The 13,266-nt window shown below is 32.6% G+C and carries 16 protein-coding genes and 1 tRNA gene; 15 read left to right on the top strand and 2 right to left on the bottom strand.

The genetic code is table 11. The features are described from left to right. Window positions 1-99: 99 nt before the first annotated feature. From racE to HMPREF3058_RS09320, 3 genes are read left to right on the top strand one after another with little or no spacing between them, the layout of a single operon-like run. Complete coding sequence (gene racE / locus HMPREF3058_RS09330) at window positions 100-903, top strand: glutamate racemase (RefSeq protein ID WP_002446215.1); 804 nt, start codon at window positions 100-102, stop codon at window positions 901-903. Window positions 904-917: 14 nt separating this feature from the next. Next, window positions 918-1,505: an XTP/dITP diphosphatase gene (locus HMPREF3058_RS09325; RefSeq protein ID WP_002446216.1), complete on the top strand. Its 588-nt coding sequence runs from the start codon at window positions 918-920 to the stop codon at window positions 1,503-1,505. Next, window positions 1,498-2,007: a YfcE family phosphodiesterase gene (locus tag HMPREF3058_RS09320; protein ID WP_002446217.1), complete on the top strand. Its 510-nt coding sequence runs from the start codon at window positions 1,498-1,500 to the stop codon at window positions 2,005-2,007. Before HMPREF3058_RS09325 ends, HMPREF3058_RS09320 begins: the two co-directional genes overlap by 8 nt. A gap of 238 nt (window positions 2,008-2,245) precedes the next feature. On the opposite strand, the gene HMPREF3058_RS09315 is transcribed toward HMPREF3058_RS09320, so the two are convergent. Beyond that, window positions 2,246-2,319, bottom strand: a tRNA-Arg gene (locus tag HMPREF3058_RS09315). Between the two features lie 351 nt (window positions 2,320-2,670). Between HMPREF3058_RS09315 and HMPREF3058_RS09310 the strand changes: the two genes are divergently transcribed. The 5 genes from HMPREF3058_RS09310 (at window position 2,671) to HMPREF3058_RS09290 (ending at window position 4,161) form a co-directional block, all read left to right on the top strand. After that, window positions 2,671-2,802, top strand: coding sequence for a beta-class phenol-soluble modulin (locus tag HMPREF3058_RS09310; protein ID WP_001830076.1), 132 nt, complete (start codon window positions 2,671-2,673; stop codon window positions 2,800-2,802). Between the two features lie 55 nt (window positions 2,803-2,857). Beyond that, window positions 2,858-2,992, top strand: coding sequence for a beta-class phenol-soluble modulin (locus tag HMPREF3058_RS09305; protein WP_002446218.1), 135 nt, complete (start codon window positions 2,858-2,860; stop codon window positions 2,990-2,992). A 51-nt stretch (window positions 2,993-3,043) separates the two neighbouring features. Continuing rightward, window positions 3,044-3,178: a beta-class phenol-soluble modulin gene (locus HMPREF3058_RS09300; RefSeq protein ID WP_001830095.1), complete on the top strand. Its 135-nt coding sequence runs from the start codon at window positions 3,044-3,046 to the stop codon at window positions 3,176-3,178. A gap of 55 nt (window positions 3,179-3,233) precedes the next feature. Further along, a complete protein-coding gene (locus tag HMPREF3058_RS09295) occupies window positions 3,234-3,368 on the top strand; it encodes a beta-class phenol-soluble modulin (RefSeq protein WP_001830095.1) in 135 nt (44 codons plus the stop codon). 106 nt (window positions 3,369-3,474) lie between these two features. Next, window positions 3,475-4,161 carry a YjjG family noncanonical pyrimidine nucleotidase gene (locus HMPREF3058_RS09290; protein WP_002446219.1) on the top strand — a complete coding sequence of 229 codons (687 nt, stop codon included), beginning with the start codon at window positions 3,475-3,477 and terminating at the stop codon, window positions 4,159-4,161. A 106-nt stretch (window positions 4,162-4,267) separates the two neighbouring features. On the opposite strand, the gene HMPREF3058_RS09285 is transcribed toward HMPREF3058_RS09290, so the two are convergent. Next, window positions 4,268-4,708, bottom strand: a complete 441-nt coding sequence (locus HMPREF3058_RS09285; RefSeq protein ID WP_002446220.1) for an N-acetyltransferase — start codon at window positions 4,706-4,708, stop codon at window positions 4,268-4,270. A gap of 182 nt (window positions 4,709-4,890) precedes the next feature. On the opposite strand from HMPREF3058_RS09285, the gene bshC reads away from it, so the two are divergent. From bshC to murD, 7 genes are all read left to right on the top strand, one after another. Beyond that, window positions 4,891-6,504 (top strand): bacillithiol biosynthesis cysteine-adding enzyme BshC, encoded by a 1,614-nt coding sequence (gene bshC, locus HMPREF3058_RS09280; protein ID WP_002491406.1) that lies wholly within the window; start codon window positions 4,891-4,893, stop codon window positions 6,502-6,504. Between the two features lie 143 nt (window positions 6,505-6,647). Further along, the gene (gene mraZ, locus HMPREF3058_RS09275; RefSeq protein WP_001830185.1) at window positions 6,648-7,079 is read left to right on the top strand and encodes a division/cell wall cluster transcriptional repressor MraZ; all 432 of its coding nucleotides are present in this window, start codon (window positions 6,648-6,650) and stop codon (window positions 7,077-7,079) included. A gap of 14 nt (window positions 7,080-7,093) precedes the next feature. Then, complete coding sequence (gene rsmH / locus HMPREF3058_RS09270; RefSeq protein WP_002446223.1) at window positions 7,094-8,029, top strand: 16S rRNA (cytosine(1402)-N(4))-methyltransferase RsmH; 936 nt, start codon at window positions 7,094-7,096, stop codon at window positions 8,027-8,029. A gap of 12 nt (window positions 8,030-8,041) precedes the next feature. Then, on the top strand, window positions 8,042-8,443 hold the full coding sequence (gene ftsL / locus HMPREF3058_RS09265; RefSeq protein ID WP_002446224.1) for a cell division protein FtsL: 402 nt from the start codon (window positions 8,042-8,044) through the stop codon (window positions 8,441-8,443). Beyond that, entirely contained in the window at window positions 8,424-10,751 is a 2,328-nt protein-coding gene (locus HMPREF3058_RS09260; RefSeq protein WP_002475929.1) for a penicillin-binding protein, read from the top strand. The genes ftsL and HMPREF3058_RS09260 overlap by 20 nt, the downstream gene beginning before the upstream one ends. A 188-nt stretch (window positions 10,752-10,939) precedes the next feature. Further along, complete coding sequence (mraY, locus tag HMPREF3058_RS09255; protein ID WP_002491401.1) at window positions 10,940-11,905, top strand: phospho-N-acetylmuramoyl-pentapeptide-transferase; 966 nt, start codon at window positions 10,940-10,942, stop codon at window positions 11,903-11,905. A 1-nt stretch (window position 11,906) separates the two neighbouring features. Further along, window positions 11,907-13,256, top strand: a complete 1,350-nt coding sequence (gene murD / locus HMPREF3058_RS09250; RefSeq protein ID WP_002486280.1) for a UDP-N-acetylmuramoyl-L-alanine--D-glutamate ligase — start codon at window positions 11,907-11,909, stop codon at window positions 13,254-13,256. Window positions 13,257-13,266: the final 10 nt, after the last annotated feature.

The raw sequence follows: 13,266 nt of genomic DNA, 5'->3' as shown, positions 1-13,266 counted from the left end.
TAGGAATTTCACTTTACAAGAACTATAAACGTAAATATCTACAGTTATATGATACTGTGATACAATGTAAGGTAATTGTAAAAATAAGGGTGAAGAAGTATGAATAAACCTATTGGAGTCATTGATTCAGGTGTTGGTGGTCTTACTGTTGCTAAAGAAATTATGAGACAGTTACCAAATGAAACTATTTATTATTTAGGTGATATAGCACGTTGTCCATATGGTCCAAGACCAGGAGAAGAAGTTAAAAAATTCACAACGGAACTAGCTCAAAAATTGATGGAATTTGATATAAAAATGCTGGTTATTGCTTGCAATACTGCTACGGCAGTTGCGTTAGATTATTTACAAAACATATTACCTATTCCTGTCATTGGTGTTATCGAACCTGGAGCAAGAACTGCGATAATGACTACAAAAAATCAAAATGTATTAGTTTTAGGAACCGAAGGAACAATTAAATCAGAAGCGTATCGCACACATATAAAAAAGATAAATCCAAATGTGAATGTCTATAGTGTTGCATGCCCGGGCTTTGTTCCTCTAGTTGAACAAATGCGCTATAAAGACCCTACAATCACTAATATTGTGATTCATCAAACGTTGAAGCAATGGAGAAACAGTGATGCGGACACGGTTATTTTAGGATGTACACACTATCCGTTGTTATATCAGCCTATTTATGAATATTTTAGTGGTACTAAAACAGTTATCTCATCTGGCTTAGAAACAGCAAGAGAAGTAAGTGCATTACTCACGTTTAGCAATGAGCATGCCAGTTACACAGAACATCCCCAACATCGATTTTTTGCGACTGGTGACACCACACATATTAAAAATATTATTGATGAATGGTTAAATATGAAAGTTGAAGTCAAAAGAATAACTGTAAATGATTCATAGAAGGAGAGAATGATATGGAAGATATTGTTATTGCAACTAATAATCAAGGTAAGATAAACGATTTTAAAGCTATTTTTAAAAATCAAAATGTTATTGGAATTTCTGAGTTGATTGAAGATTTTGATGTAGAAGAAACAGGTGCCACATTTGAAGAAAACGCTAAGTTAAAATCCGAAGCGGCAGCACATGCATTAAATAAGCGTGTCATTGCAGATGATAGTGGACTTGAAGTGTTCGCATTAAATGGGGAACCAGGCGTATATTCAGCGCGCTATGCAGGATTAGGTAAGAATGATGAAGATAATATTGAAAAGTTGTTAACGAACTTAGAAGATGTTCAAGACCGTCGTGCTCAATTTGTTTGTGTGATTAGTATGAGTGCGCCTAATGAAAAAACAAAAACATTTAAAGGAACAGTTTCCGGAGTGATAACAACTGAACGACATGGAAAAAATGGTTTTGGTTATGATCCAATATTTTTCGTTCCAGAATTAAATAAAACGATGGCGGAAATTACAAATGATGAAAAAGGTAAAATCAGTCATCGTGGAAATGCTATTCTATTGTTAAAAGAATATTTAGAGGGTGAACAACATGTCTAAGTGGATTATTCTTAGTGATAATCACAAAGAAACAGGTATCTTATATCATATTTATGATCTACATAAAGATGCAGATAAATTTTTACATTTAGGGGATTCTGAATTTAGTTATAATGACACAGAACTTAGTTTGTATCAGCGTGTGAAAGGTAATTGTGATTTTTATCCAGAGTTTTTAGAAGAAGCAATCACTGAAGAAAACGGAGTTCGTGCCTTTTATACTCATGGTCATCTTTATCAAGTAAACCAAACACGAATGAAACTTGCTGAAAAGGCAAAAGAATTAGGATGTTTGTTTGCTTTCTATGGACATACACATGTGGCAAAATATGAGCAAATAGGTGGCATCCATGTAATTAATCCTGGTAGTATTTCTCAATCACGTAGTCAAATCGAAGAAACTTTTGCTGAGCTCGTATACAAGGATCATGAAAATACCATCATTTTGAATTTTAGAAATAGAGAAAATCAGGTCATCGAAACAGTTAAGATTGAATATTAGACAGTTAGGAATAATAAGAGCAAAACTTTTATATAAAGAATAAACCTGGGACATTAAAATGTTTCAGGTTTATTAATGATGTGGTCATCGATGGCTAAGTTAAACTTACGTGATGTTTACGCCTTATTAAGTTTGCTCTTTTGTAATATATAGCGGGTTTTAATCTCTGTTGAATTATATTATTGTATTTTACATAATAAAAAAGGAGCCTCATTCAATGAGACTCCTTTTTTTATAGCGTCCTGGGAGGGATTCGAACCCCCGACCGATGGCTTAGAAGGCCATTGCTCTATCCAGCTGAGCTACCAGGACATTTTCAACACAAGAATTATTATATCTAAATATATGTCTTTTAGCAATAGGTACCTAATAAAAATTATTTATATTTTTCACTATAATAGAGGTTTTTATACATAAATGTTAATTTGATATAAAATCCTATATGTTTATATCAATAAAATAGAGTGCAATACAGTTGTGCATGCCTAACTGTTGTAAAACCTAAGAAAATTAACAGTTAGGAACTCTTAATTATTTAGTATGAAAAATGCAACAAATTGAGTCAAATTAACTTTATAGTAAAGGTAACAAAACGATAGAGATAACGAATCGCAATCGTATCCAATCGTTTTGGAGTTATTAACTCATTTAGGAGTGTTAATAATGAAATTATTTAACGCTTTTAAAGACATCTTAGAAGCAGCCATCACTAACGATGGCACTCAATTAGGGGCAAGTATTGTTAACATCATAGAAAGTAGCGTTGATATGGTGAATCGATTTTTGGGAAATTAGTTCATCATCAACGATCTCGCATAATAATAAAATTTATTTAAAGGAGTTTTGAATAATGGAACAATTATTTGACGCAATTAGAAGTGTAGTAGATGCAGGAATCAACCAAGATTGGTCTCAATTAGCTTCAGGCATCGCTGGTATTGTTGAAAATGGTATTAGTGTTATTTCTAAATTATTAGGTCAATAATTTAAAAATTAAAACTTTAAAATTTAAATAATTAATTAGGGAGAGATAAACATGTCAAAATTAGCAGAAGCTATTGCAAATACAGTAAAAGCAGCACAAGATCAAGATTGGACTAAATTAGGAACTAGTATCGTTGACATCGTAGAAAGCGGCGTTAGCGTATTAGGTAAAATCTTCGGATTTTAATTAATCATAGTCTTTTAAAATATAAATTTAAATAATTAATTAGGGAGAGATAAACATGTCAAAATTAGCAGAAGCTATTGCAAATACAGTAAAAGCAGCACAAGATCAAGATTGGACTAAATTAGGAACTAGTATCGTTGACATCGTAGAAAGTGGCGTTAGCGTATTAGGTAAAATCTTCGGTTTCTAATACACAATTAATTATTGGCCAGAGCGAATGCTCTGGTCTTTTTTTGTGCCATTTTATTTGTTACTATTTTATTAAAAAAGATTGTTAATAAATAGGAGATTTGAATATGAAATTCAAAAATATATTATTTGATTTCGACGATACATTAGTGGATTTTTATGATGCTGAGAAAAAAGCGTTTTATAATTTAGCGCAGAAATATAATCATCAGCCAAGTCAACAGGATTTCGAACATTTTAGGAAAGTGAACCAAGCCCATTGGGAAGCATTTCAACAAAATAAATTGACTAAAGATGAAGTGCTGTCACAACGATTTATTAATTATTTTAATGACTATCATATTCATGTAAATGGAAAAGAAGCTGATGAGTGCTTTAGAGATGAATTGGCAAAGGCACCGGTTAAATTATTTGATCATACATTAGAAGTTATACAACAATTAAAATTAAATCATTCTCTATATATAGTAACCAATGGTGTAACAGAAACACAGCTACGACGAATTGCTCAGACACAATTTAATGAAATATTTCAAGACGTCTTTATATCTGAACAAACTGGATTTCAAAAACCGATGACAGAGTTCTTCGATTTTGTGTTTGAACATATCGGAGAGAATAACAGGAATCAAACTCTGATTGTGGGAGATTCTTTAACGTCTGACATTTTAGGTGGTAAAAATGCTAATATATCAACATGTTGGTTTAATATCAGACAAAAAGAAAACCATACGTCTATTCAACCGGATTATATCATTAATGACTTATCAGAAATGGTTCACATTGTTGAGTGAATAGGAGAGAAAAAGACAATTGAAGAAGTGTAAGTTGAGCCAACGCTTGTAAAATTTATCACTACAAGTGTTGGCTCAGTTTAATTGATATATTATTGTTACGACATTATGGATTCCATATTAGGATGTCGTGCCCCTCAGGATTTTTGGTTGCTACATCTTTAAAACCTTGTGTTAAAAAGAACGCTTTTGAGTTATTTCTAGCAATAGCTTTAATTGGTTTTTTATTTTCTTTAGCAAAGTTTAATAGTTGCTTAGCATATCCACGTCTTTGGTAAGTATCTAATACTTCTAATTTCCAAAGTAGAATATAGTCATTGCTATTAGGAAAATAAGTTTCTTCTACTTCTCCTTTATCAAGTAGTGCCATTCTCGCAACTAATTTATTACCAACAAAAATTCCATAAAAAGGAGAATCGGAACTTGCATCAATCATTTGTCCCTTTAGCTCCTCAATCATATATAGGTTCTTGTTACCAAATTCTCTGAAATCAGCGAAAAGCTCATCAGTTTTGTAGTTGATTTGTAAATGTTTAACTTCACCCATATCGTTTCCCCCTTTGTTTCTTTATTTTATTATACCCTCTTTAAAATGCTTTTTCATTTAATAATCATACTTAGTTGTTTTGTCAAAAATTTAGATAAATTAATGTATAAGCCGTTAAATTGTCAATAAGAAATATAATCTTTATACTATATGAGGAATAGTGATAATGAAGGAGTAAAAACATGAAGTGTAATACGTTAAAGTTAACTGAACAAGATCAGTTCATTAATAAAATAAAAAATAGTGAATCTCAAATTACATCTTTTTATGAATATGATGCATCGCAAAAAGAAAGCTTTGATAGAAGATTAAAAACACCTAATAACGGAAGGGAATTTCATTTATCACGAGTGATTAAATCTTACATGAATGAATTAAATTTAACACATCAGCAACTGAATAACATAGATGCTTTAGCTGATGGTGCAAAAGTAGTGATTGGTGGACAACAAGCTGGTCTTTTTGGGGGTCCACTGTATACGTTTCATAAGATTTTCTCAATTATAACTTTAAGTCGTCAACTTTCTGAGAAATACGATACGCCTATTGTACCTGTGTTTTGGATTGCTGGTGAGGACCATGATTTTGAAGAGGTAAATCATACGTATGCATTCAATAATAAAGAAACTACTTTGAAAAAAGTAAAGTATCATACGATGACACCACCAGATAGTAATGTTTTAAGATATACTCCTGATAAGAACGAATTAAAAGCATCATTAAATCACTTTTTTAAAGAAATAAAGGAAACTGTACATACTCAAGATGTTTATCAAATGTGCGTCAATATTATTAATCAATATGATTCATGGACTGATATTTTTAAGGGATTGATACATGAAGTGTTTAAGGACTATGGCATTCTACTCATTGATGCTCAATACCCTGAATTAAGACAGATGGAGAAACCGTTGTTTAAAGAGATATTAGAAAAGAGGGATCAAGTCGATCAATCTTTTCGTGAAACTCAGATACGAACAACTCAACAACAACTTCCATCAATGATACAAACAGAGACAAACACGCATTTGTTTATCCATGAAGACGGAATGAGACAGCTTTTAAATTTTGATGGCACTTATTTTAAACTGAATAAAACTGAGAAACGTTACACGAAACAAAATTTGTTAGATATCATAGAAAGAGAGCCTGAAAGAATTTCTAATAATGTTGTTACACGTCCAGTTGTAGAGGAATGGTTGTTTAACACAGTAGCATTTATCGGAGGTCCAAGCGAAATCAAATATTGGGCAGAATTAAAAGGTGTTTTTGATACGTTAAATGTAGAAATGCCTATTGTTATGCCGAGATTAAGAATCACGTATTTGTATGCTAGAACTAAAAAGTTATTAAAACAATATAATTTATCAATAGAGTCTGTCATTGCAAATGGAGTAGAACAGGAACGTCAACGTTTTGTTCGTGAAAAAGCGTCAAATAATTTTATAAATGAAGTAGAAGAAATGAAAACTCAGCAACAAGAACTTTATAATAATTTATTAACTTATGTGGAAAATAACCATGACAACCAACTTCTTTTAGAAAAAAATAATCAAATTCATCTCAATCAATACGATTATTTAATCAAACGATACCTACTGAATATTGAAAGAGAAAATGATATAAGTATGCGACAGTTTAGAGAAATCAGTGAAACACTCCATCCAATGGGTGGTCTACAAGAAAGAGTTTGGAATCCACTTCAAATTATGAATGATTTTGGGATAGATGTGTTCAGTCCCTCCACCTATCCACCACTTTCTTACTCGTTTGATCATTTGATTATAAAACATTGATATGACAGTGTTTTTACCCGTTTTATCTTAAAGATAAAACGGGTTTTTTTGTGTTTGAGCAAATTATTTGCACCTTTTTTGTATAATTAGTGGAGGATAGTGGGGAGATGTGGTAAATTATAAATAAGGTGAGGTGATAAAAAATGTTCATGGGAGAATTCGATCATCAATTGGATACAAAAGGACGTATGATTATACCGTCCAAGTTTCGTTATGATCTAAATGAACGTTTTATTATCACAAGAGGCCTTGATAAATGTTTATTTGGTTACACTCTAGAAGAATGGCAGCAAATTGAAGAGAAGATGAAAACCTTACCTATGACAAAAAAAGACGCGCGTAAATTTATGCGTATGTTCTTCTCAGGTGCTGTAGAAGTAGAATTAGATAAACAAGGGCGTATTAATATTCCGCAAAATTTAAGAAAATACGCCAATTTAAGTAAGGAATGTACAGTAATTGGTGTTTCAAATCGTATTGAGATTTGGGACAGAGAAACTTGGAATGATTTCTATGATGAATCTGAAGAAAGTTTCGAAGACATTGCTGAAGATTTAATAGATTTTGATTTTTAAATGGAGGAATTTAAATGTTTCATCATGTGAGCGTCATGTTAAACGAAACCATTGATTATTTAAATATTAAAGAAGATGGTGTGTATGTTGACTGTACGTTAGGTGGAGCAGGACATGCCCTCTATTTACTTAATCAATTAAATGATAAAGGTAGACTTATTGCGATTGATCAAGATTTAACAGCCATAGAAAATGCGAAAGAAGTTTTAAAAGAACATTTGCACAAAGTCACTTTTGTTCATAACAACTTTCGAGAATTAACAAATATTTTAAATGAATTAGAAATTGATAAAGTAGATGGTATTTATTATGACTTAGGTGTTTCAAGTCCTCAATTGGATGTGCCTGAAAGAGGTTTCAGTTATCACAATGATGCAAAACTTGATATGCGAATGGATCAAACACAATCACTTTCTGCATATGAAGTAGTTAATCAATGGTCTTATGAAGCATTAGTTAAGATTTTCTATCGTTACGGCGAAGAGAAATTTTCTAAACAAATTGCACGTAGAATTGAAGCCCACCGAGAACAACAACCGATTGAAACAACTTTAGAACTAGTTGATGTCATTAAAGAAGGCATACCAGCGAAAGCAAGACGGAAAGGGGGACATCCTGCAAAACGCGTGTTCCAAGCTATTCGAATTGCTGTGAATGATGAGTTGTCAGCTTTTGAAGATTCAGTTGAGCAAGCCATTGAATGTGTGAAGGTCGGAGGTAGAATATCAGTAATTACTTTCCACTCTTTGGAAGATCGTTTGTGTAAACAAATTTTCCAAGAGTTTGAGAAAGGTCCAGATGTACCAAGAGGTCTACCTGTTATTCCTGAAGCATATACACCTAAGTTAAAACGAGTGAATCGTAAACCGATTACCGCTACTGATGACGATTTAAACGAAAACAATCGAGCACGTAGCGCCAAGTTACGCGTAGCAGAAATATTAAAATAAGGAGTAAGTATAATGGCTGTAGAAAAAATTTATCAACCTTATGATGAAGCGACACAAACCAGTATCCCACAAAGACAACCACAATCGAGTCCTGAAAAACAAACCGTTAAAAGAAAAGTTGTTGTTCAACTTACTAGATTTGAAAAAATTTTATACATAGCATTAATAACTGTAATTGCTCTAATAAGTATTTATATGCTATCTTTAAAAATGGATGCGTACGATACGCGAGGAAAAATTGCAGATTTGGATCAAAAAATAGAGAAACAATCTAGTGAAAACAGCGCATTAAAGTCTGAAATTAAGAAAAATTCTTCATATGAACGCATTTACGACAAGGCTAAGAAGCAGGGCATGAGCCTAGAGAACGACAATGTAAAGGTAGTGCGTAATAATGGCGAAGCGAAAAATTAAAATTAAAAAAAATAAAATAGGAGCAGTCCTACTTGTTGGTTTATTCGGACTGCTCTTTTTTATATTGGTGCTAAGGTTTTCTTATATAATGATTACTGGCCACTCCAATGGTCAAGATTTAATTATGAAAGCCAATGAGAAATATTTAGTCAAAAATTCTCAACAACCAGAACGAGGTAAGATTTATGATCGTAATGGTAAAGTTTTAGCAGAAGATGTAGAAAGATATAAACTTGTTGCAGTTGTGGATAAAAAAGCAAGTAAAGAAAGTAAAAAGCCTCGACACGTGGTTGATAAAAAAAAGACAGCAAAAAAATTAGCTGAAATCATAGATATGGATGCTGATGAAATAGAAAAACGACTTAATAATAAGAAAGCCTTTCAAATCGAATTTGGTCAGAAAGGTACTAATTTAACTTATCAAGAAAAAGAAAAAATAGAGAAAATGAAATTACCTGGTATAGCACTTTACCCAGAAACTGAGCGCTTTTATCCTAATGGTAATTTTGCTTCCCATTTAATAGGGATGGCACAGAAAGACCCTGATACTGGTGAATTAAATGGTGCATTAGGTGTTGAAAAAATATTTAATAGTTATTTAAATGGATCAAGAGGTGCACTTAAATATATTCATGATATATGGGGCTACATTGCACCTAATACGAAGAAAGAGCAACAACCTAAACGTGGAGACGATGTACACTTAACAATTGATTCTAATATCCAAGTTTTTGTGGAAGAAGCGCTTGATGACATGGTTGAACGTTATGCTCCAAAAGATTTATTTGCAGTAGTAATGGACGCAAAAACTGGTGAAATACTTGCATATAGCCAACGTCCGACTTTTAATCCTGAAACAGGTAAAGATTTTGGCAAAAAGTGGGCGAACGATTTATATCAAAATACATATGAACCGGGCTCTACTTTTAAAACATACGGCTTAGCTGCAGCAATTCAAGAAGGTAAGTTCAAACCGGATGAAAAGTATAAATCAGGTCATAGAAATATTATGGGCTCTGAAATTTCCGATTGGAATAAAACTGGTTGGGGACGTATACCCATGTCGTTAGGTTTTACTTATTCATCAAATACATTGATGATGCACTTACAAGATTTGGTTGGTGCTGATAAAATGAAATCTTGGTATGAACGCTTTGGATTTGGCAAAAAAACGGGTGGTATGTTTGATGGAGAAGCTGCAGGTAATATTGGTTGGGCAAATGAATTACAACAAAAAACGTCAGCATTTGGTCAATCAACAACTGTTACTCCTGCTCAAATGATTCAAGCACAATCGGCATTCTTTAATAAAGGAAATATGCTTAAACCATGGTTTGTAAGTAGTATCGATAATCCAATAACTAAAAAGAATTATTACTCTGGTAAAAAAGAGTTTGCCGGTAAACCAGTAACGCAAGAAACAGCCAATAAAGTTGAAGAAGAACTTGATAAAGTAGTAAATAGTAAGAAGAGTCATGCCATGAATTATCGCGTAAAAGGTTATGATATTGAAGGTAAGACAGGAACAGCACAAGTAGCTGATTCAAATGGAGGCGGTTATGTTAAAGGTGAAAATCCTTACTTTGTAAGTTTCATGGGGGATGCACCTAAGAAAGATCCTAAAGTCATTGTCTATGCAGGTATGAGTCTTGCTCAAAAAAATGATCAAGAAGCATATGAAATGGGTGTGAGCAAAGCATTTAAACCAATTATGGAGAATACGCTGAAATATTTAAATGTTGGAAAATCTAGTGATACTTCATCAAAAACTGACTATAGTAAAGTGCCTAACGTGCAAGGAGATGAAGTTCAAAAAGCAGAGGATAGCGTCAATGCTCAATCTCTTAAACCTATTACGATTGGTAATGGCAAACAAATTAAACAACAATCAGTTAAGTCAGGTACCAAAGTCCTACCGCACAGTAAAGTAATGTTAATGACAGACGGGGAATTAACAATGCCGGATATGACCGGATGGACAAAAGAAGATGTACTTGCTTTTGAAGATTTAACGAAAATTAAAGTTTCTACTAAAGGTAATGGATTTGTCACGAATCAAAGTATCTCAAAAGGTCAAATCATTAAAAATAAAGATAAGATAGAAGTATCATTATCTGCTGAAGATACGGATGATGACCAAGAGAAAACTGATGAGGACTCTTCGGATAAAAAATCAAAGAAAGATAAAGTTGATGAGGATAATTCAAATGCGTCTTCATCAAGTAAGAATGAAAAGTCGAACGCCGACTCGAAAAATGATTCTGATGACAGCACAAATGAAACATCAGGTTCTGAGAGAAATAATTAATTTAAGAGAACTTGATATCAACAACAGGTTGGGATTAACATTTTAGGGATTAGCTCACGAATGGTCCCAACCTTATTTAATAAATAGATAATGTCGTATATTAAAATAAAACAAAAACTGATAAAATATTAAAGGTTATTTACAAATAAAAAGAACTAAAATTAGAAAGTGAAGAAAAGGAGATTTATATGATCTTTATATACGCGATCATCGCATTACTGATAACATTTATTTTAGTCCCAATACTTATTCCAACATTGAAACGTATGAAATTTGGACAAAGTATCCGTGAAGAAGGGCCTCAAAGCCATATGAAAAAAACAGGTACACCTACTATGGGTGGGCTTACATTTTTAATTAGTATTATAATTACCTCCATCATTGCAATTATCTTTGTAGACCATTCCAATCCTATTATTTTGTTACTATTTGTAACAATCGGTTTTGGTCTTATTGGATTTATTGATGACTATATTATTGTAGTTAAAAAGAATAACCAAGGATTAACTAGTAAACAAAAGTTTCTAGCACAAATAATTATTGCAGTTATATTTTTTGTGCTAAGTAATGTTTTTCACCTTGTACATTTTACGACAGATTTGCATATTCCATTTGTGAATTTTGATATTCCGTTGTCATTTGCTTATGTGATATTTATTGTCTTTTGGCAAGTTGGTTTCTCAAATGCTGTAAACTTAACAGATGGCTTAGATGGATTGGCAACTGGTTTGTCAATAATAGGTTTTGCTATGTATGCTGTAATGAGTTACATGTTAGATTCACCGGCTATTGGCATATTTTGTATTATAATGATTTTCGCTTTACTAGGTTTCTTACCTTACAATTTAAATCCAGCGAAAGTTTTCATGGGAGACACAGGAAGTCTTGCTTTAGGTGGTATTTTTGCGACGATTTCAATCATGTTGAATCAAGAATTATCATTAATATTAATTGGTTTTGTGTTTGTAGTTGAGACATTATCTGTAATGTTACAAGTAGCCTCATATAAATTAACGAAGAAACGTATTTTCAAGATGAGTCCTATACATCACCACTTTGAATTAAGTGGTTGGGGTGAATGGAAGGTAGTAACAGTATTTTGGACGGTAGGTTTAATTACAGGATTAATAGGTTTATGGATTGGAGTGCATTAAATTGCTAAATTACACTGAATTAGAAAATAAAAATGTTTTAGTAGTAGGCTTAGCAAAAAGTGGATATGAAGCGGCGAAACTTCTCCTTAAATTAGGTGCTAACGTTAAAGTCAATGATGGAAAGGATCTTTCACAGGATGCACATGCTAAAGATTTAGAATCTATGGGCATTGAGGTAATTAGCGGTAGTCATCCTTTTTCTTTATTAGATGATAATCCCATCATTGTGAAAAATCCAGGTATTCCATATACTGTATCAATTATTGAAGAAGCAGCAAAAAGAGGGCTTAAAATCTTAACAGAGGTTGAACTTAGCTATTTAATTTCTGAGGCACCAATCATAGCAGTTACTGGAACTAACGGTAAAACAACTGTCACTTCACTAATCGGTGATATGTTCCAAAAAAGCGTGTTAACTGGACGGCTTTCTGGAAATATTGGTTATGTAGCCTCAAACGTTGCACAAGAAGTTAAATCAGATGAGTATTTAATAACAGAATTATCATCTTTTCAATTATTAGGTATTGAGAAATATAAACCACATATCGCTATCATTACAAATATTTATTCTGCACATTTGGATTACCATGAAACGTTAGAGAACTATCAAAATGCTAAAAAGCAAATATATAAAAATCAAACTAAAGATGATTATCTCATTTGTAATTATCACCAAAGACACCTAATTGAATCAGAAAATCTAGAAGCAAAAACATTTTATTTTTCAACACAGCAAGAAGTTGATGGGATATACATTAAAGATGGTTTCATCGTTTTTAACGGCATTCGCATTATTAACACTAAAGACTTAGTACTACCGGGAGAACATAACCTGGAAAATATTTTAGCAGCTGTATTAGCATCGATCATTGCTGGTGTGCCAGTCAAAGCTATTGTAGATAGTCTTGTTACTTTTTCTGGTATTGATCATAGACTTCAGTATATTGGTACAAATCGCACAAATAAATATTATAATGATTCAAAAGCAACTAATACTTTAGCTACTCAATTTGCGCTTAACTCTTTTGATCAACCAATTATTTGGTTGTGTGGTGGATTAGATCGTGGTAATGAATTCGATGAACTTATTCCTTATATGGAAAATGTACGTGTGATGGTTGTTTTTGGAGAAACACAAGATAAATTTGCTAAATTGGGCAATAGTCAAGGTAAGTATGTGATTAAAGCAACAGACGTAGAGGATGCTGTTGATAAAATTCAAGATATAGTCGAGCCCAATGATGTTGTTTTATTATCACCAGCTTGTGCAAGTTGGGATCAGTATCATACATTTGAAGAACGTGGTGAGAAGTTTATCGATAGATTCCGAGCGCACTTGCCATCATACTAAGGAGTGTGAA

Source organism: Staphylococcus sp. HMSC068G11, assembly GCF_001815825.1.
Classification (GTDB): Bacteria; Bacillota; Bacilli; order Staphylococcales; family Staphylococcaceae; genus Staphylococcus; species Staphylococcus epidermidis.
This window is presented reverse-complemented; position numbering and strand designations above follow the sequence as displayed.